Here is a 22,874-nt window from a genome sequence, read left to right on the forward strand (position 1 = left end):
GGCGGTGCGGACGGGGAGTTGAACCGCCGGGGCGCCCGACGCCGACGGGCGCCCCGGCAACCCATCGGAGACGACGAGGAGAACCGACATGACCAGACCGATCACGCTGTTCACCGGGCAGTGGGCCGACCTGCCGTTCGAGGAGGTGTGCCGGCTTGCCTCGGAGTGGGGCTACGACGGGCTGGAGATCGCCTGCTGGGGCGATCACTTCGAGGTGGACAAGGCGCTGTCCGACGACACCTACGTGCCCCGCAAGCTGGCCACGCTGGCCAAGTACAACCTGAAGGTCTGGGCGATCTCCAACCACCTCGTCGGGCAGGCGGTCTGCGACCATCCCATCGACGAGCGGCATCAGGGCATCCTGCCCGCCCGGATCTGGGGCGACGGCGAGCCGGAGGGCGTCCGCCGCCGGGCGGCCGAGGAGCTGAAGGACACCGCCCGCGCGGCGGCGAAACTCGGGGTGTCCACAGTGGTCGGATTTACCGGCTCCTCGATCTGGCACACGGTTGCGATGTTCCCACCGGTCCCGCCGTCGATGATCGAGGCCGGGTACGCCGACTTCGCCGCCCGGTGGCACCCGATCCTCGACGTGTTCGACGAGGTGGGCGTACGGTTCGCGCACGAGGTGCATCCGAGCGAGATCGCCTACGACTACTGGACGACGAAGCGGACGCTGGAGGCGATCGGGCACCGGCCGGCCTTCGGGCTGAACTGGGACCCGTCCCACATGGTCTGGCAGGACGTCGACCCGGTGAACTTCATCCTCGACTTCGCCGACCGGATCTACCACGTGGACTGCAAGGACACCAAGGTACGCGCGGGCGACGGCCGGCGTGGCCGGCTGTCGTCCCACCTGGGCTGGGCGGATCTGCGGCGCGGCTGGGACTTCGTCTCGACCGGCCACGGCGACGTGCCGTGGGAGGACTGCTTCCGCGCGCTCAACGCGATCGGGTACGCCGGTCCGATCTCGATCGAGTGGGAGGACGCCGGAATGGACCGGCTCGTCGGCGCGGCCGAGGCGGTCGGCTTCGTGCGGCGGCTGGCGTTCGACGCGCCGTCGGCGGCCTTCGACTCGGCGTTCAGCTCCGACACCGTGTGATTTCCAGCCGGATTGGCACGCTTTGGCGGGGCTCAATGGTGTGATCTGTCAACTTTTTGAATGCCATGTGACAAGACGGCGAACCCTTCGGGGGATGCGGCGGCCCCCGGCGTGAGCGGAGTCTCAAATGGTCACTCCGGGGGAGGTCCGTCGCCATGCCCACATCCAGCGGTGCCGCGTCGGTGCGGGAGCCGGTGCAGCACGCCCGGCGCAGTCCGCTGCGGTCCATCCGCGTACGCCTGTTGCTGCCGATCGGCGTGGCCACGGTCGGCATGACCGTGCTCGGCCTGCTGCAGAGCGGTGCGGCGTTGACCACCGCCCGCGAGGGGGAGCGGGCGCGAACCCTGGCCTGGGGCCTGACCGCGACGGTCAAGCTCAACCATCAGGTCGAGCAGGAGATCGCCGAGACCGCCGACCTGTTGCTGCGCGGCGGCGAGACCGGCCGGCAGCTGCTGACGGCACAGCAGAACCGGACCGACGCCGCCGTGGCGAACTACGACCAGGCGGCGGCCGCGGTCGCCAAACTGACGCCGGACCTGACCTCCGCGGTCGCGTCCGCCCGGGCCGAGCTGACGAAACTGCCGTTGGTCCGGGACTTCGCGCTGCATCCGGAGAAGGAGACCGACCAGGCGCTGTTCGATTCCAGCCATTCCGGGTCGCCCGACGACGGCACTCCGGAGGCGGCGTACGACGATTTGACGCACGCCCTGGTCTCGATGGCGGAAACGATCGCAGCCGAGCCGATGGCTCCGGCGCTCGCCGAGAACGCCCGGATCGTGGCGACGCTGAGCGCGGCCGAGCACCGGGCCGCCGAGCAGCGGAGTCTACTGCGCTCGGTGTTCGGCCGCGGCAAGTTCCAGCCCGGTGAACTGGCCGAACTGGCCGAACTGCGGGGCTCTGAGTCGGACCGGATCGGGCAGTTGGCCAACCTCGCCTCGGCCGCCACCCGCGACCAGTACGCCGCCACGGTTCAGGGTCCCGACGTCGAGAAGGCCACCCGGCTGGTCGAGGGCGCGTTGCGCTACGAGAGCCAGCCCGACGCGCTGAAGGTCGACCCGGACGCGTGGTACATCGCGCAGACCAACGCGATGCGGAAGGTCTACCTGTTCCAGCTCGACGTGATCTCGTTGCTGGAGACGGACGCGGCCGTCCTGGAAGCGGACTCGCGCAACGAGGCCACCGTGATCACGGCGGTCACCGCTGGGCTCGTCGGGATCAGCCTGGGCGCGGCGGTGGCCCTGGCGATCCAGACGAGCCGCCGATTGCGGCAGCTGCGCCGGGGCGCCCAGCAGGTCACCAGCACCGAGCTGCCGGAGGCGATCGCCGAGGTCAGTTCGGCGCCCAGTCCCCAGACGGTCCGCGACGTCGAGCACGCCTCGCAGGAGCGGGTGACGGCCTGGCTCGCCCCCGGCACGGACGAGATCGGCGAGCTGAGCACGGCGTTGTCGGCGCTGCACCGGCAAGCGCTGCGGCTCGCCGCCGACCAGGCGCTGCTGCGGATGGACGTCGCCCGGATCTTCGTCGCGTTGTCCCGGCGTGGGCAGACCCTCGTCCACCGGCAACTCCAGTTGCTCGACGACTTCGAGCGGGCGGAGACCGATCCGGACACCCTCGGCCGGCTGTTCCAGCTCGACCACCTCGCCGCCCGGATGCGGCGCAACGAGGAGAACCTGCTCGTGCTGGCCGGGGCCGAGCCCGGCCGAGCGTTCGTCGACCCCGAGCCGCTCGCCGACGTCGTCATGGCGGCGGCGGCCGAGATCGAGCAGTACTCCCGGATCGACGCCAGTTCGGTCGACGAGCTGTGGATCGACGCGACCGCCGTCGGCGACCTCGTCCACCTGCTGGCCGAGCTGCTGGAGAACGCCGTGGTGTTCTCCCCGCCGGGCAGCAAGGTGCAGGTTGCTACACATAGGACGGTCGACGAGCTGACCCTCACCGTCTACGACCACGGCATCGGCATCGGCCCCGAGCAACTGGCGGAGCTGAACGAGCAGCTGCGCCGCCCGGCGGTGCTCACCGGCGAACTCGCCAGCCGGATGGGACTGCTGGTCGTCGCCCGGCTCGCCCAGCGGCTGCGCGTACAGGTCGAGCTGCGTAGCGCGCCGACCACCGGCACAGTGGCCCTCGTCAAACTGCCGAACCGGATGCTGCTGCCGGCCCACGCCGTGAACCGCAAACCCCGGCCCATCTCCGGTCCGCCGAGCCCGCCCACTCCGCCCGGGATCGCCCGGGGCCGGGCCACCGTGGTCGCCGCCGCGGCGACCGGCGTGATCGACCCCGACCTCGCGCGCGCCCGCCTGTCCAGCCTCGCCTCCGGCCTCGCCGCCGCCCAACGGCACGCCCCACCGCCGGTCTAGCACCCCCGAAGAAAGAGAACAGCATGTCCCCTGAGACCACCGCAACCGACCCGGCCAGCCTGGACTGGTTGCTCACCGCCTTCGCCCGGCGCGTTCCTGACATCGTTTACGCCCTCGCCGTCTCGGTCGACGGGCTCGCCCTCGCCGCCACCGAGGGACTCCCGCTCGACGAGGCCGACCGGCTCGCCGCCATCACCAGCGGCCTGGTCAGCCTCACCGTGGGCGCGTCCATGGTCCTCACCACCGGACGAGTACGCCAGACGGTGGTGGACATGGACGGCGGCGTCATGCTGATCATGGCGGTCGGCGACCGGGCGCACCTCGCGGTGCTCGCCGCTCCCGGCTGCGATCTGGGGCAGACCGGATACGAGACGGCCCTGCTGGCGCAGCGGGTCGCCGTGGCCCTCGAACCAGGCGCCCGCCTGCCCGGACAGCTGTGAGGACTCGCCGGGCGGTCGCCGCCCTCCTGTCGCTGCTGGTCGTGACGCTGACCGGGGCGACCGGCTGCGCCCAGCCGGAACTCGACGCCCGGCTCCAGCTCTGGCACCACGGCCAGCTCACCATCGGCACCGGCCCGACCAACGGCGTCTTCAACCAGCTCGGCGGCGGGTACGCCGACGTCGTGAACAAGCACCTGACCGGGTTCGAAGCGGTGTCGATGCCGACCAACGGCGCCCTGGAGAACCTGCAGCGGCTCGCCCGGGGCGACATCGACGTGGGCTTCACGTACGCCGACGTCGCCAGCGACGCCGTCACCGGCAAGGGCTCGTTCGCCGGATCGCCCGTCGAGGTGCGGGCGCTGGCCCGGATGTTCACGGCGTACATGCATGTCGTGGTGCGCCCGGGCATCGGCATCCGGACGCCGGCCGATCTCCGGGGCAAACGGGTGGCGACCGGTCCTGCGGGTTCCGGCACCGAGATCCTCGCGCTGCGGATGCTGACCGCCGCCGGCCTCGATCCCGCCAAAGACGTGCAGCGGTTCACCGCCTCGCTCAACCAGATGACGACGATGTTCGCCGCCGGTCAGCTCGACGCGTTCTTCTGGACCGCCGGTCAGCCGGTGGTCGGCCTCACCGCGCTGTTCGGCAAGCTGCCCGGCCACGTCGCGCTGCTGCCGACCGACGCGTTGGTGCCCATCCTCGACAAGGACTACCCGGGGGCGTACACGGCGGCGACCATCCCCAAGGACGCGTACGGGCTCGGCGCGGACGTGTCGACCGTCGCCGTCCCCTGCCTGCTGGTGACCACGCCCACCATGCCGACCGAGCTGGGGTACGAGCTGACCCGGCTGCTCTTCGAGCATCAGGACGAACTGGCGGCGGTGCACACCGAAGGCCGGAACATCAACCGCGAGGTGGCCTGGAAGACCGCTCCGGTGGAACTGCACCCCGGTGCTCGCGGCTACTACGGCGTGTGAGGTACCCTCGATTCATGCGTTATCAGCAGAGCACGACGACGCCGGGCATCCCGGCGGCTTTCGTGCAGGCTGACGCAGCGGTGAACCGCTGACGCATTAGTCGATCGAAACGGCTCCGGGCCAGTCCCGGAGCCGTTTTCGCGCTCTCTGGACGGCCTTGGGCGTACCCCTAGGAGGAGAGAGCGATGAACGATCACCGCAAGCTGGGCCGTGAGCTGGAGCTGTTCCACTCGGACCCGCTCGTCGGCGCGGGCCTGCCGATCTGGCTGCCGGCCGGCGCGGCCGCGCGGCACGCGGTCGAGGAGTACATCCGCGAGGAGGAACGCCTCGCTGGATATCAGCACGTCTATTCGCCACCGATGGCCAAACACGAGATGTACGTGCGCTCGGGGCACGTGGCGAAGTTCGCCGATGACATGTTCCCGCCGATGGCCGACGACTCCGCGCCGGAGGGCGAGGCGTTGGTGTTGCGGCCGAGCATGTGCCCGCACCACGCGATGGTGTTCGCGGCCCGCGGCCGGTCCTACCGCGAGCTGCCCGTACGCGTCGCGGAGCTGGGCGGTCAGTACCGGGCCGAGCGGTCCGGGGTGCTGTCCGGGCTGTCCCGCGTACGCGCGATCTCGCTCAACGACGCGCATGTGTTCTGTCGTGTGGATCAGGTGGGCGCCGAGGTCGCGAACATGCTCGCCTTGATCAAGCGGGCGCACGCCGCGTTGGGGTTCTCCGTCGACTCCTACCGGCTGTCGTTGCGGGGCGAGAAGTTCCTGGGCGAATCCGAGGTCTGGGACGCGGCCGAGGGAATGCTGCGCGACGCGTTGATCGCGGAGGGCGTCTCCTTCTTCGAGGCGCCGGGGGAGGCCGCGTTCTACGGGCCGAAGATCGACCTGCAGATCCACGACGTGCAGGGGCGGGAGTTGTCGCTGGCCACCATCCAGGTGGACTTCGCGCAGCCCGACCGGTTCGATCTGACCTATGTGGACAGTGAGGGCGTGAAGCAGCGCCCAGTCATGGTGCACCGCAGCATCATCGGCAGCCTGGAGCGGCTGTTCGCCCACCTGATCGAGGTGCACCAGGGTGCCTTCCCGGCCTGGTACGCCCCGGTGCAGCTGGCCGTCGTACCGATCGGGGAGGCGCAGCGGGACGCCGCCTGGGCGCTGCACGACCGTGCTTCCCGAGCGGGCCTTCGGGTCGAAGTCCTGGAGGAGGGCTCGCTGTCGTTGCGCGTACGCGAAGCCGCGCAACGCAAGATTCCCTACGCGGCCGTCATCGGAGCCCGGGAGGCGGCAGCGGGTGCGGTGGCGTTGCGGCTTCGGGACGGGCGGTCGCTCGATCCGCAGCCGGTGGGGGAGGCGCTGGACCTCATCCAGTCCGTCGTCGCCGCCCACTCCGTCGCCCTGCTCCCCTGACCCTTCGCAGCCTCGGCGCCGGACCGTGCTTGGGCGCTGGTGCTTGGGCGCTGGATCAGGGTTCTCGGTCGAATCTTGGAGCATGATTCGACCCGGATCCCTGATCCAGCGCCCAAGACGGAACCGGAGCGGAGCCGGAGCCGACCGGAGGCGGCCCGGAAGTCAGCTGGGGAGGATGCAGGCGGCCTCGGCGACCTGGGCGACGACCACCGGTGCCGCCGGTACGCCGGTCGCCGGGTCGAGTCGCCCGGCCGTGACGGTGCCGGCGTACTGGTTGGCGATGTAGAGGAAGTCGCCGGCGAACGCGAAGTGCCGGGGCCAGCGGCCGCCCGCGGGCACGTCGGCCACCGGGGTCAGCCCGTCCGGGGTGACCGAGAAGACGGTGACGCAGTCCGAGCCGCGGTTGCCGACGTAGACGAACCGGCCGTCCGCCGAGCATTCGATGTGGCTGGGGTAGTTGCGCTCGGTCGGCGGCTCGACGGTCGCGGGGATCCGGCCGACCTGGACCAGCCCGTCGCCCTGCGGCTGATAGATGAGCACGCTCGAATCCAGTTCGCCGGAGACGTAGACCGCGCCACTGGTGGGGTGGAAGGCGATGTGGCGGGGGCCGCTGCCCGTCTCGGCGGCGATGGCGCGGACGGGGAGGATCGCGCCGTCGGCGCTCAGGGCGTACTCGTGGATCTGATCGGTGCCGAGATCGGTGACGTAGAACGAGTTCCCCGACGGCCGGTACGCGATCATGTGCGCGTGCGGGCCCTCCTGGCGCTCGGGGTCGGGCCCGCTGCCGCCGTGCTCCAGCAGATCGCGGCGGCTGTTGAGGGAGCCGTCTGGTGCGATCGGGTGGACGCTGACGGAGCCGCCGCTGTAGTTCGCGGTCACGAGGAACTGACCGGTCGGGTCGACGACCAGGTGACAGGGGTCGGCGCCGCCGGTCCACTGCTGGCCGAGCGAGGTCAGCAGACCGTGGTCCGAGCGGGCGTACGCCTCGACGCCGCCGGTCGACTCGCTGACGGCGTACAGGTTCGCCTTCGTGGCGTCCCAGGCCAGGAAGGACGGATCGATCGCCGCCGCCGGGGGATGCACCTCCGTCAGCGCGCCGGTCGAGGGGTCCTGTTCGTAGCAGCGAATGCCGCCGCCGGTCGAGGTGTACGCGCCCACGTAGATCAGCATTCCGCCAGCGTACCGGTTGATCATCAGGCGCATCGACGACTACCTCAAAGCCGGCGCCCACTTTGTTCGGGACTTTTATTGACAAGAATATTTAGTGAAGAATAGCGTTCTTTCTATGTCCCGAACCCTGTTACGTGGTGCTCTCGCCCTGAGCGCCGCGCTCACCCTCGCCGCCGGACTGGCGACCGCACCGGCAGCGCCGCCGGCCGCGGCCGCGGTCGGCGGGCTCACCTGGTCCGACGAGTTCACCGGCGCGGCCGGCACCGCGCCCAGCTCCGCCCGGTGGGCGTACGACGTCGGCGGCGCCGGCTGGGGCAACAACGAGCTGGAGTACTACACCACCAGCACCAGCAACGCCGCCCTCGACGGCAACGGCAACCTCGTGATCACCGCCCGTCAGGGCAATCCGTCCGGGTACAGCTGCTGGTACGGCAGTTGCCAGTACACCTCCGCCCGCCTGAAGACGCAGGGGAAGTTCACCCAGGCGTACGGGCGGTTCGAGGCGCGGATGAAGATCCCGCGCGGGCAGGGACTCTGGCCCGCGTTCTGGATGCTCGGCGACAACATCGGCAGCGTCGGCTGGCCGAACAGCGGCGAGATCGACATCATGGAGAACGTCGGCTTCGAGCCGTCCACTGTGCACGGCACGATCCACGGTCCCGGGTACTCCGGCTGCTGCGGCCTCGGCGGCGGGTACACGCTGCCCGGCGGGCAGTCGTTCGCCGACGCCTTCCACACCTTCGCCGTCGACTGGGAGCCCGGCGCCGTCACCTGGTACGTCGACGGCATCCAGTACTCCCGGCACACCTCGGCCGAGACCAACGGCAACCCGTGGGTCTTCGACCACCCGTTCTTCCTGATCCTCAACGTCGCCGTCGGCGGGAACTGGCCCGGTTCGCCGAACGCGTCGACGGTCTTCCCGCAGACCATGACGATCGACTACGTCCGGGTCTACTCGTGGACCTCCGGCGGAACCCGTGTCGGCCCGATCACGGGCTACGGGAGCAAGTGCGTCGACGTGGCGTCGGCGGGCACCGCGAACGGGACGAAGATCCAGCTGTGGACCTGCAACGGCACGAACGCGCAGCAGTGGACCATCGGCACCGACGGCACCATCCGGGCGCTCGGCAAGTGCCTGGACGTCGCCAGCGGCGGCACGGCCGACGGCACCAAGGTCCAGCTCTGGGACTGCAACGGCACCGCCGCCCAGAAGTGGACCTATACCGCCGGGCGCGATCTGGTGAATCCGCAGTCCAACAAGTGCCTCGACGCCGCCGGGGTCAGCTCGGCCGACGGCACCCAGCTCCAGATCTGGACCTGTGGCGGCGGGGCCAACCAGAAGTGGAACCTGCCCGCCTGAGCACCGTCACCGGGCCGGCTGCCCAGCGGCCGGCCCGGCGGCCCGACGGCGTACGCGGCGGAGGAAGGGGCGGAGGATCGGCTGCCCGAGCAGGATGCCGACGAAGACCAGGGCGATGCCGAGGATCTGGGGCATGCCGAGGGACTCCCCGGCGACGGCCGCGCCCAGCAGCACCCCGGTGATGGGGTTCAGCAGTCCCACGAGCCCGACCGTTCCGGCGCTCAGGTGCCGCAGCCCGGTGAACCAGGCCGCGAAGGCCACGGCGGTCGCGACGACCGTCACGTACGCGAAGCCCAGGACGGCTGGAGCGTCCACAGTGGGTGGTGCGCCCTCCACCGCGACCGCGAAGGGCAGGAGCGCCAGTCCGCCGGCGATCAGCTGCCACGAGGTCAGGGAGAACACGTCGACGTCGGCGCTCCACTTCTTGGCGAGGACGTAGCCGAGCGACGACATGGTCATCGCGGCCACCGAAGCCAGTACGCCGCCGGCGTTCACCGCGGCTCCGCCGTCGAGCACCATCAGGCCGACCCCGGCGATCCCGACGCCCGCGCCGGTCAGCTGGGCGACTCTGGGTCGCTCGGCCACCGCCGCCCACGCGATCAGCATCATGACGACCGGCGACGTGGCCATGATCGTCGCCGCGACGCTGGTCGGCAGCAGTTGGGCGGCCACGTAGATCAGGGCGAAGAACGCGCCCACATTCAGGACGCCGAGGACGAGCGACTTCCACCACCACGAACCGCGCGGCAGCGTCCGGCGTACGAGCAGGAGCAGCAGTCCGGCGGGCAGCGCCCGGATCGCCGCCCCGTAGAGCGGGGAGTCGGCCGGGAGGTACTGGTGGGTGACGAAGTAGTTCGAGCCCCAGGCCACCGGCGCGATCGCGGTGACGAGCGCCCATCGCGATGTAGCTTCCATGGAAGCTAGTTTAGCTTCCCGGGAAGCTATTGTGTAGGGGTGACAGAACTCGATCACGTGGCCCGCATCCAGCAGGCGTGGGCCCGCGAGCGGCCGGATCTCGACGTGACCCCGCAGGGCGTCATCGGCCGGTTGCACCGGCTCGCCGGCGAGCTGACCGAGCAGCTGACCGTCGTCTATCGCCGATACGGTCTCGGGGAGGGCGAGTTCGACGTCCTCGCCACGCTGCGCCGCGCGGGCGAGCCCTTCGAACGGGCGCCGGGCGAGCTGGCCGCGCACACCATGGTCACGACCGGCGCGATGACCAAACGCATCGACCGGCTCGAACGCGGTGGGCTGGTCACCCGGCGGCCGAGCCAGACGGACGGCCGCGGCCGGGTGGTCGCGCTCACCCCCGCCGGCCGGGACCTGATCGACCAGGCGTTCGCCGAGCACATGCGCAACGAACGCCGGCTGCTCGACCTGCTGACCCCGGAGCAGGCCGGCCAGCTGGAGTCGTTGCTCACCACCTGGCTGGCCTGTTTCGAGTCGCCGTTGCCGACGCCGGACGCGGCGGACTGACGTTACGAACGGCGGACGCGTGGACCGCGTACAAGTGCTGACTGAGCGACCGCCGCGGGACGCAAGCCGCCGTCGGCGAGCAGCCGCGCGACCGGAAGCGTCGCCGCCCCGAGCGCCACGGCATCTGGGCCGAGTTCGCACAGGGTGATGGTGGTCTGGGCGAACGGCAGCTTGAGGGCGTGCTCGGCGGCGGCGGACCGGATCTCCGGCAGCCAGCGGCCGCCGAGCGCGGTGCCCGCCCAGCCGCCCAGCACGATGCGCTCGGGGTTGAACAGGTTGATCAGCGTCGCGATGCCCGCGCCGAGATAGCCGACGGTCTGGGTGAGGACCTCGCGCGCGGTGGGCGACGAGTCGGCCGTCGCGATCAGCGCACCGATCGCCGACTCCTCGTCGATCCCCGGCGCGCCCTGACCGTTCGCGTCCCGGTAGCGGTCCAGAATGCCCTCGGCGCCGACGTAGGCCTCCAGGCAGCCGAGCGCGCCGCACCGGCAGCGACGCCCGCCGTAGACCAGCGTCGTGTGGCCCCACTCGCCCGCGCTGCTGCGCGAACCGCGATAGCTCGCGCCGTCGGCCACGACGGCCGCGCCGACTCCCGACCCGACGAGCGCGATCACCGCGTGCTGGGCCCCACGCCCCGCGCCGAACCACATCTCGGCCTGGCCCAGCGTCTTCGCGCCGTTGTCGATGTGGACGGGAATCCGCGTGCCCGCGCGCAGCATCGTCCCGATGGGTACGCCGTCCGCCCAGCCCAGGTGCTGAGCGTGGACGAGGCCGTCCTCGCCGGAGTCGACGACCCCGGGGAACGCCACCCCGACTCCGAGCACAGTGGACTCATCCACCCCGGCCTGGGCGCAGACGGCGGTGATGCCCTCGAGGATGTGCTCGACGGTGACGCGCGGTTCGAGCTGGTTGGGCTCGAGCGGGTAGTCGGCCTTGGCCAGGGCCGCCATCGACATGTCGAAGAGCTCGACGGTCACCCGTGTCTCGCCGACGTCGACCCCGATGACGTGGCCGAAGCTGGGCGCGACCCGCAGCAGCACGCGCGGGCGGCCGCCGTCGGACTCGACCGAGCCGGCCTCCTCGACCAGGCCTTCCTCCAGGAACTCGGCGACCAGCGTGCTCACGCTCGCGGGGGACAGCGAGGTGAGCTGCGTCAGCTCATGCCGGCTCAGCGGCCCGTCCAGGTAGATCTTCGAGAGCAGGACTGCCCTGTTCGACCGGCGCATGTCACGCACCGTCGCCCGTCTCGCCACCATGTGTGCAACCCACCTCTGCGTTCGAGGAACGTCTCAGCATGCCCCAGACCTTGATTTTATGATATGAAATAAGTCTCAAAGTAGAGGCGTGTAGATGTCTCGGAACCACCTCGCCCCGAGCGCGTCGCACACGACGAAAACGGCGCCCGCGCGACCGGTCTCTGCCTTCGGACCGGTCGAGCGGGCGCCTTTCGTTTCCGCTAGCTCAGGGGAGCGTCCACTTCTGGTTGGCGGTGCCGCCGCACGCCCAGATCTGGAGCGGGGTCCCGTCGGCCGAGCTGGGCCCCGTGGCGTCGAGGCACTTGTTCGCCTGGGGGTTCACCAGATCGTTCGCCGCCGAGTAGGTCCATTGCTGGGCGGCTGAGCCGTTGCAGTCCCAGATCTGGACCTTGGTGCCGTTCGCCGTGCCGCCGCTGGCGACGTCCAGGCACTTGCCCAGCGCCCGGATGGTGCCGTCGGTGCCGACGGTCCATTGCTGCGCGCTCGTGCCGTTGCAGGCGTACAGCTGGACCTGGGTGCCGTTGGCGGAGTTCGCGGCGGCCACGTCCACGCACTTGCCGCCGTATCCGGTGATGGCGCCGACCCGGCTGCCGCCGCCGGACTGCGTACCGGACCAGGTGAAGGTGGCCGACGTCTTGGTGGGCAGACTATAGGTGAACGACTGCGCGCCCCAGTTGACCTTCACAGTCTGCGTGCTGCCCGTGTTGTTGTACGCGATGAGCGCCTTGCTGCCGTCCGGGTTCTTCCAGGCGACGTTCGGGACCGAGCTGTTGGCGCTGGAGTCGATCCGGACCGCGCCCGGCTTCACGAACTTCGTCAGGTGTCCCATCGTGTAGTACTCGATCGTGTAGTCGACCTGCCCGCTGCGGGAGTCTCCGTTGTGGACGGTGACGAGGCCGGTGCAGGTGCCGCAGCCGCCCGAGTGCGGTCCGTGGTTCTGGTCGACCGCCAGGCTCCACTTCACCCAGGACCGGTCCCAGTTCCGGGTGTAGTCGATCATGTTGAGCATGTCCTCGGTCTGCTGATTGGCGATCCAGGTGCCGCCCGAGTGCTCCGTCATGTACGCGTTCACGCTCGGGTACTGGTTGTGGATCGTCGTCTGCAGGTTGACGTCGCCGCCGTAGCCGTGCCAGGCGATGCCGCCGAACAGGGAGTCACCGCGTACGGCGGAGTCGGCCAGCGGGACCGAGCCCAGGTCGTTGTAGTTGCCCCAGTTGTAGTCGAGCACCAGCGTCTTCGTCGTCAGCCCGGCCGCCCGCAGCGCCGGCCACAGGTTGGTCTTCATGAAGTACTGCAGGCCGCTGCCGTTCCAGTTCATCGAGGCGTACGTGGTCCCGGCGCCGCAGCAGGTCGGCTCGTTCTGCACCGAGATGTAGTCGACGTGGATCCCCTGCGCCTCGTACGCCTGGAGGGTCTTGACGAAATACTGGGCGTACGCCGGGTAGTACTGCGACATCAGCCAGCCCTGGTCGATGAAGTTGTCGTTGTCCTTCATCCAGGCCGGCGCGCTCCACGGGACCATCATCAGCTTGACGCCGTTGGGGTTGAGCTGGCGCGCCTGCTTGGTCAGCGGCACGACGTCGGCGAGGTCGTGACTGATCGAGAAGTCGTTCAGGTCGCAACAGGTGTCGTCGTACGAGTAGTTGTAGCGGGCGAGGTCCGAGGCGCCCATCGGATTGCGCAGGAAGCTCAGCCCGATCCCGTCGGTGGGGGAGAAGAGCTTGCGCATGACGTCGTCCCGGGTGGCCGTGCTGAGGACGCCGCCGTCGAGCAGGTACGCCGCCGTGTCGGTGAAGGACGCGCCCCCGCCCTCGAACTGCTGGTAGGTCACGTTCTCGTTGACGGTGACGGTCTGGCTGCCGGCCGGGCTGCTCGCCGCGTACGCCACCGGCGTCTGCTGCTGAAGTCCTCGGGTGACCGTGCGGCCGCCGGAGTCTGAGGTGGTCGTCAGCCAGATGTTCACGCTTTCACCGGCGGCCTGGGCCGGTACGGGTCCGAGCAACCCGGCGACCACGACGAGGGACCCGAGCGCGGCCAGTCTGGGGATGCTTCCCGTCCTGAACGAAGACATGGATGTGCCTTTCTGCGGGGGATCCGGCGGTGACGGCCTTCGCCGTCCCGCGCAGCAGGCACGGCGCACCTCGCAGGAAACCCGCAGCTCACGGGCCCGCCACCCAGTCGCCATCGCGATGTCCTGCCCGACATCCATCGATGGAACCTTCTGTGGTCGGAACTGTAAACACGGTGTTCCGAATAAGTCAACGCTTGACACGCCGAAGGATCGGGCCTTAAATCGCATCACGAAATAAGCCCGGAGAGCGCTCTATCACGCTCCGAAAGCTCACCGGGTCTCCCCCGCAGAGTTCCTCTTGAACGCGCCCGTGAAGGGGTGGAGTTGATGCGCAACCTGCACAAGATCGGTGCCGCGGCGCTCTCCGTGGCACTGCTCGCCGGAGTCGCCGCGTGCGGCGACGACAAGGGTGGCTCCGGCAGCGGCGGCAAGGTCAAGCTCGTCGTCGCGACGTTCGGCGAGTTCGGATACAAGGACCTCTACGCCGAATACATGAAGGCCCACCCGGACATCGAGATCACCGAGCGGGTCACCAAGGCCGAGGACCACCACAAGAACCTCGCGGCGCACCTGGCGACCGGACAGGGCGCGGCCGACATCGAGGCGATCGAAGAGGGCTGGATCGGCCAGTTCAAGGCCACGCCCGACAAGTTCGTGAACCTGAGCGACCTCGGCGCCAACGACCTCAAGGCGCAGTGGCCGGACTGGAAGTGGCAGACCTCGGTCGGCAAGAACGGCGCCCAGATCGGCTTCGGCACCGACGTCGGCGGCCTGGCCATGTGCTACCGCACCGACCTGTTCGCCAAGGCCGGCCTGCCCACCGATCGTGAGCAGGTCTCGGCGCTGTGGAAGGACTGGGACGGCTACATCACCGCCGGCAAGAAGTACGCCGCCGCGAAGCTGCCCAACTCCGCCTTCATGGACGGCCCGACCGTCATGTACCGCTCCGTGCTCGGCCAGTTCGACCAGGGCCTGTACGACAACCAGGACAACGTGATCGTCGAGACCAACCCGTCGGTGCGCGCCGCCTTCGACAAGACCGTCGAGGCGATCAACGCGGGTCTGTCGGCGAAGATCGCCGCCTGGTCGGCCGACTGGAACGCCGGATTCCAGAAGGGACGGTTCGCGACCATCGCCTGCCCGTCCTGGATGATGGCGTACATCCAGGAGCAGGCCAAGGACGCGGCCGGCAAGTGGGACATCGCGAAGATCCCCGGCGGCGGCGGCAACTGGGGCGGCTCCTTCCTGACCCTGCCCAAGCAGGGCAAGCACCAGAAGGAGGCGTACGAGCTGGCGAAGTGGCTGACCAGCCCGGAGCAGCAGGCCAAGGTCTTCCGCAAGGCCGGCAACTTCCCCTCGACCGTGACGCTGTACCAGGACCCGGTCATCACCGACTTCAAGAACCCGTTCTTCAACAACGCGCCGGTCGGCAAGATCTTCTCCGAGTCGATCACGACGATGAAGGCGCAGTACCTCGGGCCGAAGGCCGGTGACATCAACACCGCCATCCAGAACGGCCTGACCCGCGTGGAGCAGGGCAAGCAGACACCCGACGCCGCCTGGAAGCAGGCGCTGGAGGAGATCAAGAAGATCGTCTGACGCCACCCCTGACTGGACTGAACCTCTGGCGGCTGACCCGAGAGGCGCACCTCAGAGGTTCAGCCCGGCTCCGGCCCTGGTCCAGACGCCCGGACCGGGGCCGGTCATCCCGCAGGTCGTCCCGTTGAAACACCCGAGGAGCCCCTGGTGAAATCGTGGCTGCACCGGGCGGATGTGAAGGCCTCGCCCTACCTCTACATCTCGCCGTTCTACCTTCTGTTCGGACTGTTGGGCGCGTTCCCGCTGGTCTACACGGCCTGGGTGTCGCTGCACGACTGGAGCCTGCTGGAAGACGAGCATCCCTTCGTCGGACTGGCGAACTACAAGGCTCTCTTCGCGGACTCGCTCTTCTGGAACGCGCTCGGCAACACCGCGTCGATCTGGGTCATCTCGACCGTTCCGCAGCTGCTGTTCGCCATCCTGCTCGCGCACATCCTCAACAACCGGCTCCGCGGCCAGACGCTGTGGCGTACCGGGCTGTTGCTGCCCAACGTGACCAGCGTGGTCGCCGTCGCGATCATCTTCGGCCAGCTCTTCGGCCGGGACTACGGCATGATCAACTGGGTCCTCGGCCAGTTCGGCATCGGTCACATCGACTGGCAGGCCGGCACGGCCACCTCCCATATCGCCATCTCGGCGATGATCATCTGGCGCTGGACCGGCTACAACGCGCTGATCTACCTAGCCGCGATGCAGGCCGTGCCGGACTCGCTGCACGAGGCCGCGATCCTCGACGGCGCCACCTCGATGCAGCGCCTGTGGCGGATCACCATCCCGTCGATCCGGCCCACCATCATCTTCACCGTCATCGTCTCCACCATCGGCGGTCTCCAGGTCTTCGCCGAACCGCTGCTGTTCGGCGGGGGCGGCCTCACCGGCGGCTCCGACGGGCAGTTCCAGACCCTGGCGCTCTACCTCTACCAGGCAGGCTTCGGCCGGTTCGACTTCGGCTACGCCTCGGCGACCGCCTGGCTCATGTTCCTCGTCATCGTCCTCGCCGCGATGCTGAACTTCCTGCTCACCCGACGCATCCGGAGGGCCTGATGTCGGCCACGACGCCCACCGTCCCGCCCCGGACCCGCCGCCCGGTGAGCGAGGTCTACAAGGAGAAGACCCGCGTACGCCCGATCGGGTTCATCCGGCGGGCGCACCCGCTGACCTACCTGACCCTGATCGCGTTCCTGTTCTTCTCGGCGTTCCCGCTGTACTACAGCCTCATCGTCGCCTCGATGGACAACTCGGCGCTCGGCCAGGTGCCGCCGCCGCTGTTCCCCGGTACGCACCTGGTCGAGAACATCCGCCGGGTCTTCGACACCGTCGCCTTCGGCAAAGCGCTGATCAACTCGGTGATCGTCTCCTCGGTCATCACCTTCAGCGTCGTGCTGTTCTCCTCGCTGGCCGGATTCGCCTTCGCCAAACTGCGTTTCCGTGGCCGGCCCGTGCTCTACGTCGGGGTCATCGCGACGATGATGGTGCCGAGCCAGCTCGGCGTCATCCCGCTGTACATCCTGATGGCCAAGTGGCAGCTGATCGACACGCTGTACGCCGTCATCGCGCCCAGCCTGGTCAGCGCGTTCGGCGTGTTCTTCATGTCGCAGTTCCTGTCCTCCGCCGTCCCGACCGAACTGCTGGAGGCCGGCCGAGTCGACGGGTGCACCACCCTGGGCCTGTTCTGGCACGTCGTCCTGCCGATCGCCCGGCCGGCCGCGGCGGTGCTGGGCATGCTGACCTTCATGAACGCCTGGAACGACTTCTTCTGGCCCCTGGTCGTCCTCACCCCGGAGAACCCCACCGTCCAGGTCTCCCTGTCCACCGTCGCGAGTGGATACATCACGGACTACTCGCTGACCCTGACCGGCGCCGCCCTCGCGACGATGCCCCTGATCGTCGTGTTCGCGCTGCTGGGCAAGCAGATCATCCACGGAATCATGCAAGGAGCCCTCAAAGGATGACAACGACCCAGGACCGCACCGAGGCCTCCGCCTCCGTCACCTTCCCGGTGGGCTTCCGCTGGGGCGTCGCGACGGCGGCGTACCAGATCGAGGGCGCCGCCCGCGAGGACGGGCGCACTCCCTCCATCTGGGACACGTTCTCGCGTACGCCGGGACTCGTGGACGGCGGGCACACCGGCGACGTCGCGTGCGACCACTACCACCGGTACGCCGACGACGTGGCGATCATGCGAGAGCTGGGGGTGGGCACCTACCGGTTCTCCATCGCCTGGCCGCGGGTGATCCCCGACGGCACCGGCCCGATGAACCCCCGCGGGCTGGACTTCTACGACCGGCTCGTCGACGAGCTGCTCGAAGCCGGCATCGCCCCGATGGCCACCCTCTACCACTGGGATCTGCCGCAGATCCTGGAGGACCGGGGCGGCTGGACCAACCGGGCGACCGCGGACGCCTTCGCCGACTACGCCATCGCGGCGTACCTGCGGCTCGGCGACCGCGTACCGACGTGGACGACGCTCAACGAACCGTGGTGCTCGGCGTTCCTCGGGTACGCCTCCGGCAACCACGCTCCTGGGCGTACCGAACCGGCCGCCGCCTTCCGGGCCGCCCACCATCTGATGCTGGGCCACGGGCTGGCGGCCCGGCGGCTGCGCGAAGCCGGCGCCCGCGAGGTGTCGGTGACGGTGAACCTCAGCCCGGTGTTCCCCCGGGACGCCCGCGACCGGCACGACGTGGAGGCGGCGGCGCGGGTCGACGGCCTGCACAACCGGATCTTCCTCGATCCGCTGCTGCTCGGCCGCTACCCGGCCGACATGCTGGAGGTCGTCGAGCGGTTCACCGGCGGTACGCACATCCAGGAGGGCGACCTCGCGACGATCAACGCCCCGATCGACTTCCTCGGCGTGAACTACTACATGCCGACGCTGGTCGCGGCGAAGGTCGGCGAGCCGGGCTCGGCGCAGTTCCCGGGCACGGAGGGCGTGGAGTTCCTCGACCCCGACCTGCCCCGGACCGGGATGGACTGGCCGATCGACCCGGACGGCCTGCACGTGCTGCTCAAGCGGCTCGGCGGGGACTACGTGAAGACGCCGATCATCATCACCGAGAACGGCGCGTCCTTCCCGGACGTCGTGGTCGGCGACGAGATCGAGGACACCGAGCGGATCGGGTTCCTCGCCTCGCACCTGCGGGCCGCGCACCGGGCCGTCACCGACGGCGTCGACCTGCGGGGCTACCTCGCCTGGTCACTGCTCGACAACTTCGAGTGGGCGTACGGCTATGACAAGCGGTTCGGCCTCGTCCACGTGGACTACGCCACCCAGGAGCGGCGGCTGAAGGAGAGCGCGCGGTGGTACCGCCGCGTCATCTCGACCAACTCGCTCTAGAAGGTTCCCGGTGAGGGGGTAACCGAACAGGGGCGGCGTTCTCGCGGACGCCGCCCCTGTTCTGTCTGCTGTGACGTCAGGACGTCTCGCCCGCCACGCTGAACGAGCGCAGCCGGTCGACCGCCAGCCAGGTCCCGCCGATCGCGAAGACGGCGAGCGCGCCGATCGCGAACGGGGTCGAGATGGTGCCCTTGACCAGGTCCGATCCGGAGATCGCGTCGGCCAGCGCGACGACGTTCTGCTGGACGGACAGCAGCCGGGTGCCCTTGAGCAGGTTGCCCAGCAGGCCCTCCCAGAGCAGCACGTACGCGAGCCCGACGAGCACCGGCCGCCGCGTGAGCAGACTCAGCGCCAGGAACAACGCGCAGTACGCGAGCGACCCCGCGATGGCGGCGACGAACAGCCCGAGGCCGAGGCGTACGCCGTCGGACATCAGGCCCACCAGGAACAGCGGCACCCCGGCGACCAGGGCGGTGACCCCGGTGGCGACGGCGAGCTTGGCGAGGATGATCTCCCGGCGGGGCAACGGCTTGGTCAGGATGTGCACGACGGTCCCGTCGTCGATCTCGGAGCCGAGCACGCCGGTCCCGACGATCAGGGCCATCACCGGCAGGACGACGGCGATGCCGAGCCCGCCGACGATCGGCCCGGTCCAGTCCTCCGGAGCCGCGCCGAGCGCGTCGGCCAGCCAGGCCAGCCCCAGCATGACCAAGGGCAGCGGCAGCAGCCAGAGGAACCGGGCGCGGCCGAGAAGACCACGCAAGGTGATCGATGCGATGGTGAGATTCATGGCGTACTCCGCAATCAGGCCGCGATCAGATAGGAGAAGACGCTCTCCAGGGACTCGTCGGCGGGGATCAGCCGGTGCACCCGGACGCCCGTCGACAGGGCGATCTTCGGCAGCGAGCGGGTGAACGTCCCGTAGTCGGACGCGCGCACCGTCAGGCCGAGTTTCGCGTCGACGTCGACGCCCGCCACCGACGCCTCACCCATCAGCGCCACCGCCAGCCGGCGGTCGTCACTGGACTGGATGGTGAAGACGTGCGGGCGGTTCGTCATCAGCCGCCGGATGCTGCGGAAGTCGCCCGAGGCGGCCAGCCGCCCCGCCACGATCACCTGCACCGTGCCGGAGACCTGCTCGACCTCCTCCAGGATGTGCGAGCTGAACAGCACCGTGCGGCCCTGTTCGCCCATCCGGTGCAGCAACTCCATCATGTGCAGCCGCTGCCGGGGGTCCATGCCGTTGAACGGCTCGTCGAGCAGGAGCACCGCCGGATCGTGCACCAGCGCCGCCGCCACCCGGGTCCGCTGGCGCATGCCCTTGGAGTAGGTCTCGATCCGCCGGTCCTGCGCCGGGGTCATCTCGACCAGGTCCAACGCCCGGCGCGCGGCGGCGGCCGGGTCGGGTAGCCGCTGCATCTTCGCGCTGGCCAGCACGAACTCGTACGCCGTGAGGAAGCCGTGCACCGCCTCCCGCTCACTGACGAGCCCGAGCTTGCCGTACACGGGCGGGTTGCGCCACGACGGTTGCCCGTCGACCAGCACCTGACCCCGGGACGGGGCGAGGAAACCGGCCATCATGTGCAGCACGGTCGTCTTGCCCGCGCCGTTCGGGCCGAGCAGACCGGTCACGCCGGGCGCCAGGACCATCGAGATGTCGTTGACGGCGACGAGGTTGCCGTACCACTTGGATACGCCGTCGAGTTCGACCTTCATCGGGCCACCTTCCGGTAGCGGGCCAGCAGGAGGAGGGTGCACACCGCGATCGCGGCCACGAGGACCAGGCCGTAGACCGGGCCGAGGTTGCCCACCGGGATGGTTTCGAGGTCGCCGGGCTGATCGGCGATCGCCCACGCATGTACGCCTTGGAGCAGCGTCGCCGGGCTCAGCAGGCCGAACGCGTGCTGCAACGTCGTGCTGTCCGTGGCGAAGGCGATGCCGGAGACCACCCCGGCCACCGCCGAGGTCATGAGGAAGAAGCCCGCGATGATCGCCGCGGCCACCGCCCGTCGGCTGGCCAGCGACCCGACCAGCGTCGCGATCGCGCCGAAGAGCAGCGCGTACAGCGCGGCGTAGCCGAGGCCGGCGGCGTACCGGCCGATCTCGGTCCAGATCTCCTTCGCGCCGCCCGCCCCGAACGCTCCACCGAGGAACATGATGGTCAGCGGCATCGCCAGCAAGAGCCACGCCGCCGACACCGTCGCGGCCAGCTTCGCCAGTGCGTAATCCGCCCGGGTCATCGGCCGGGAGAAGTAGAGCGGCAACACTCCGGAGCGCAGATCCCGGGAGACCAACTCGGGGCCGATGACCGCGCAGAACAACACGACGAGGATCGAGATCGCGTCGGCGTACGAGGTGTAGGAGAGCACCGGGCGGCCCGCCTGCGCGCGTACCGCTGTGACGATCACGGCCACGAGCAGCGCGATTCCGGCGGCGAACCACGGGAAGATCTTGGCTTTGGCACTGCGGCCGAAACCGAACGCGGTCCGCAGGCTGTGCACGTAGAGCGAGCGCACGGCATACCCGCGGCCGAGCCGCGGCCCGGAATAGCGCTGATAGCCGATGTCATGGATGACGCCCGACTCAGACATCGGCGGCCTCCTGTCCGGTCGGAGAAGCGGTCGCGAAGAGTTCCGCGATGCGGTGGCGGCGCAGGTCCAGCCGGTGCAACGGCATATCCAGCCGAGCCACCTCGCCGATGATCTGGTCGTAGGTGCCGTCGCCGGCCAGCGGCACCAGAATGAGGTGCGACTCCTCGCGGACCGGCAGCCCTTGGGCACGCAGCGCGGCCGCAAGCTCCGGCTGCCCCTCGGAGACCTCCACGGCCAGCACGTCGCTGACGGTCGTCATGGTCGCCACGCTGTCGGCGCGCAACAACCGGCCGCCGTCGATCGCGACCAATGAGTCACAGATCCGCTCGACCTCGCCGAGCAGGTGCGAGCAGACCACGAGGGAGATGCCGAACTCGCTGCCGATCCGGTGGATCAGCCCGAGCATGGCGTCCCGCCCGGCCGGGTCGAGCCCGTTGGTCGGCTCGTCCAGCAGCAGCAGATCGGGGTCGTGCACGAGCGCCTGGGCCAGCTTGACCCGCTGCTTCATGCCGGTGGAGTAGCCGCCGATCTGGCGGAACCGCTCCTCGTAGAGGCCGACGTGGCGCAGCGCCTCGGAAGCCCGCTCCCGCGCGGCCACCTTCGGCAGCCCGCTCATGCGGGCCATGTGCGTCACGAACTCGGCCGCGGCCAGGTCCGGCGGCAACGTGTCGTGCTCCGGCATGTAGCCGACCCGGGCGCGGATCTTCTCCGCCTCCGTCTTCGGATCCAGGCCCAGCACGCGTACGCCGCCGGCGGTCGGCTCGACCAGACCCAGCAGGATCTTGATCAGCGTCGACTTGCCGGCCCCGTTGGCGCCGACGAGCCCGACGACGCCGGGCTGCACCTGGACCGTGAATTCGCTGAGCGCCAGTACGCCGTTCGCGTAGCGCTTGGTGAGCGACTCGGTCGCGATCAGTGTCACGCGGTTGAGGCTAGGCGTTCCCTGGGAGTCTCGTGATCCGGCAAGCTACGGATTTCGGCCCCTAGGGGGCGTCCTCCTTGATCAGGGTCATTTTCACGCTGCCATGGCGACACGGATCTGACCATGATCATGAAACGGCCCGGCGGAACGCCGGGAGAGACTGCCGGGCTAGGATCGTCGGGTGCTGCGCGACGCGACCGATTCCGACCGGGACATCGTCCTGACCTGGCGCAATCACCCCGAAGTACGCAAGGTGAGCTTCACGACGCATGAGATCCGCCCGGCCGAGCACGCCGCCTGGTGGGCTGCCGTCGCCCAGGACTCCGAGCGGAAAGTGCTGATCTTCGAGTGGCGCGGGAAGCCGGCCGGAGTGGTCAGCTTCGACGCCCGGAACGCCGCCGAGGAGGGCGTCGTCTGGGGGTTCTACCTCGACAACGAGGGTCTCGGGCGGGATCTCCTGCCGGCCTGGGTGCAGCTGGAGTCCGACGCCGTCGCGTACGCCTTCGACGTGCTCCAGGCCGACCTGATCGGCGGCGAGACGCTCGCCTGGAACACCCCGGTGTTGCAGTTGCACAAACGGATGGGATTCACCGAGACCCGGCGTTACGAGCGCGAGGTCGACGGGGTTCCGCAGGAAGTGGTCTGGACCGAGCTGAGCGCGGCCGACCGGAAGAAGGGGAAGACGAAGTGACCGAGATCAAGATCGGTGACCATCTGATCGGGCCGGGGCATCGGCCGTTCATCATCGCCGAGATGTCGGGCAACCACAACGGTTCCCTGGACCGGGCGTTGCAGATCGTCGACGCGGTCGCC

Annotated in this window: 20 protein-coding genes and 1 pseudogene; 13 read left to right on the plus strand and 8 right to left on the minus strand. The window is 69.5% G+C overall.

The features are described from left to right. Positions 1-88: 88 nt before the first annotated feature. The 5 genes from AB0M47_RS24975 (at position 89) to thrS (ending at position 6,279) form a co-directional block, all read left to right on the plus strand. The gene (locus AB0M47_RS24975; protein WP_363418185.1) at positions 89-1,099 is read left to right on the plus strand and encodes a sugar phosphate isomerase/epimerase family protein; all 1,011 of its coding nucleotides are present in this window, start codon (positions 89-91) and stop codon (positions 1,097-1,099) included. A gap of 155 nt (positions 1,100-1,254) precedes the next feature. Then, on the plus strand, positions 1,255-3,456 hold the full coding sequence (locus tag AB0M47_RS24980; protein ID WP_363418186.1) for a nitrate- and nitrite sensing domain-containing protein: 2,202 nt from the start codon (positions 1,255-1,257) through the stop codon (positions 3,454-3,456). Between the two features lie 23 nt (positions 3,457-3,479). Beyond that, positions 3,480-3,896 (plus strand): roadblock/LC7 domain-containing protein, encoded by a 417-nt coding sequence (locus AB0M47_RS24985; RefSeq protein WP_363418188.1) that lies wholly within the window; start codon positions 3,480-3,482, stop codon positions 3,894-3,896. Further along, positions 3,893-4,873, plus strand: coding sequence for a TAXI family TRAP transporter solute-binding subunit (locus tag AB0M47_RS24990; protein ID WP_253756255.1), 981 nt, complete (start codon positions 3,893-3,895; stop codon positions 4,871-4,873). The genes AB0M47_RS24985 and AB0M47_RS24990 overlap by 4 nt, the downstream gene beginning before the upstream one ends. A 185-nt stretch (positions 4,874-5,058) precedes the next feature. Continuing rightward, a complete protein-coding gene (gene thrS / locus AB0M47_RS24995; RefSeq protein WP_363418190.1) occupies positions 5,059-6,279 on the plus strand; it encodes a threonine--tRNA ligase in 1,221 nt (406 codons plus the stop codon). Between the two features lie 162 nt (positions 6,280-6,441). Here thrS and AB0M47_RS25000 read toward each other — a convergent pair whose 3' ends face one another. Beyond that, on the minus strand, positions 6,442-7,449 hold the full coding sequence (locus AB0M47_RS25000; protein ID WP_363418191.1) for a lactonase family protein: 1,008 nt from the start codon (positions 7,447-7,449) through the stop codon (positions 6,442-6,444). A 115-nt stretch (positions 7,450-7,564) separates the two neighbouring features. Between AB0M47_RS25000 and AB0M47_RS25005 the strand changes: the two genes are divergently transcribed. Then, positions 7,565-8,809: a family 16 glycosylhydrolase gene (locus AB0M47_RS25005; RefSeq protein ID WP_363418192.1), complete on the plus strand. Its 1,245-nt coding sequence runs from the start codon at positions 7,565-7,567 to the stop codon at positions 8,807-8,809. A 6-nt stretch (positions 8,810-8,815) separates the two neighbouring features. Here AB0M47_RS25005 and AB0M47_RS25010 read toward each other — a convergent pair whose 3' ends face one another. Beyond that, entirely contained in the window at positions 8,816-9,724 is a 909-nt protein-coding gene (locus AB0M47_RS25010; protein ID WP_363418194.1) for an EamA family transporter, read from the minus strand. A gap of 39 nt (positions 9,725-9,763) precedes the next feature. Between AB0M47_RS25010 and AB0M47_RS25015 the strand changes: the two genes are divergently transcribed. Continuing rightward, positions 9,764-10,285, plus strand: coding sequence for a MarR family transcriptional regulator (locus tag AB0M47_RS25015; protein WP_363418196.1), 522 nt, complete (start codon positions 9,764-9,766; stop codon positions 10,283-10,285). A 2-nt stretch (positions 10,286-10,287) separates the two neighbouring features. Here AB0M47_RS25015 and AB0M47_RS25020 read toward each other — a convergent pair whose 3' ends face one another. Together AB0M47_RS25020 and AB0M47_RS25025 are read right to left on the minus strand one after the other, a co-directional pair. Next, positions 10,288-11,511, minus strand: coding sequence for an ROK family protein (locus AB0M47_RS25020; RefSeq protein ID WP_363418197.1), 1,224 nt, complete (start codon positions 11,509-11,511; stop codon positions 10,288-10,290). 235 nt (positions 11,512-11,746) lie between these two features. Next, positions 11,747-13,612, minus strand: a complete 1,866-nt coding sequence (locus tag AB0M47_RS25025) for a ricin-type beta-trefoil lectin domain protein (RefSeq protein WP_363418199.1) — start codon at positions 13,610-13,612, stop codon at positions 11,747-11,749. A gap of 327 nt (positions 13,613-13,939) precedes the next feature. Here AB0M47_RS25025 and AB0M47_RS25030 point away from each other — a divergent pair, with 327 nt between their 5' ends. The 4 genes from AB0M47_RS25030 to AB0M47_RS25045 all read left to right on the plus strand — a co-directional run bounded on the left by AB0M47_RS25030 (position 13,940) and on the right by AB0M47_RS25045 (position 18,548). Next, positions 13,940-15,211: an extracellular solute-binding protein gene (locus AB0M47_RS25030; protein ID WP_363418201.1), complete on the plus strand. Its 1,272-nt coding sequence runs from the start codon at positions 13,940-13,942 to the stop codon at positions 15,209-15,211. A 144-nt stretch (positions 15,212-15,355) separates the two neighbouring features. Then, positions 15,356-16,255 (plus strand): sugar ABC transporter permease, encoded by a 900-nt coding sequence (locus AB0M47_RS25035; RefSeq protein WP_253763634.1) that lies wholly within the window; start codon positions 15,356-15,358, stop codon positions 16,253-16,255. Positions 16,256-16,338: 83 nt separating this feature from the next. Next, positions 16,339-17,163, plus strand: a complete 825-nt coding sequence (locus AB0M47_RS25040) for a carbohydrate ABC transporter permease (RefSeq protein WP_363418216.1) — start codon at positions 16,339-16,341, stop codon at positions 17,161-17,163. Beyond that, positions 17,160-18,548, plus strand: a complete 1,389-nt coding sequence (locus AB0M47_RS25045; RefSeq protein ID WP_363418203.1) for a GH1 family beta-glucosidase — start codon at positions 17,160-17,162, stop codon at positions 18,546-18,548. The genes AB0M47_RS25040 and AB0M47_RS25045 overlap by 4 nt, the downstream gene beginning before the upstream one ends. Positions 18,549-18,624: 76 nt before the next feature. On the opposite strand, the gene AB0M47_RS25050 is transcribed toward AB0M47_RS25045, so the two are convergent. From AB0M47_RS25050 to AB0M47_RS25065, 4 genes are read right to left on the minus strand one after another with little or no spacing between them, the layout of a single operon-like run. Beyond that, positions 18,625-19,338, minus strand: coding sequence for an ABC transporter permease subunit (locus AB0M47_RS25050; protein WP_253756236.1), 714 nt, complete (start codon positions 19,336-19,338; stop codon positions 18,625-18,627). Positions 19,339-19,352: 14 nt separating this feature from the next. Beyond that, a complete protein-coding gene (locus AB0M47_RS25055; RefSeq protein ID WP_253756234.1) occupies positions 19,353-20,264 on the minus strand; it encodes an ABC transporter ATP-binding protein in 912 nt (303 codons plus the stop codon). After that, the gene (locus AB0M47_RS25060; RefSeq protein WP_363418206.1) at positions 20,261-21,139 is read right to left on the minus strand and encodes an ABC transporter permease subunit; all 879 of its coding nucleotides are present in this window, start codon (positions 21,137-21,139) and stop codon (positions 20,261-20,263) included. The genes AB0M47_RS25055 and AB0M47_RS25060 overlap by 4 nt, the downstream gene beginning before the upstream one ends. Further along, entirely contained in the window at positions 21,132-22,061 is a 930-nt protein-coding gene (locus AB0M47_RS25065) for an ABC transporter ATP-binding protein (protein ID WP_363418207.1), read from the minus strand. The genes AB0M47_RS25060 and AB0M47_RS25065 overlap by 8 nt, the downstream gene beginning before the upstream one ends. A gap of 181 nt (positions 22,062-22,242) precedes the next feature. Between AB0M47_RS25065 and AB0M47_RS25070 the strand changes: the two genes are divergently transcribed. Further along, the gene (locus tag AB0M47_RS25070) at positions 22,243-22,752 is read left to right on the plus strand and encodes a GNAT family N-acetyltransferase (protein ID WP_363418209.1); all 510 of its coding nucleotides are present in this window, start codon (positions 22,243-22,245) and stop codon (positions 22,750-22,752) included. Positions 22,753-22,757: 5 nt separating this feature from the next. After that, positions 22,758-22,874 (plus strand): annotated as a pseudogene (locus AB0M47_RS25075) (pseudaminic acid synthase); the annotation flags it as partial.

The sequence above is a fragment of the Hamadaea sp. NPDC051192 genome (genome assembly GCF_040682475.1).
Taxonomy (GTDB): Bacteria; Actinomycetota; Actinomycetes; order Mycobacteriales; family Micromonosporaceae; genus Hamadaea; species Hamadaea flava.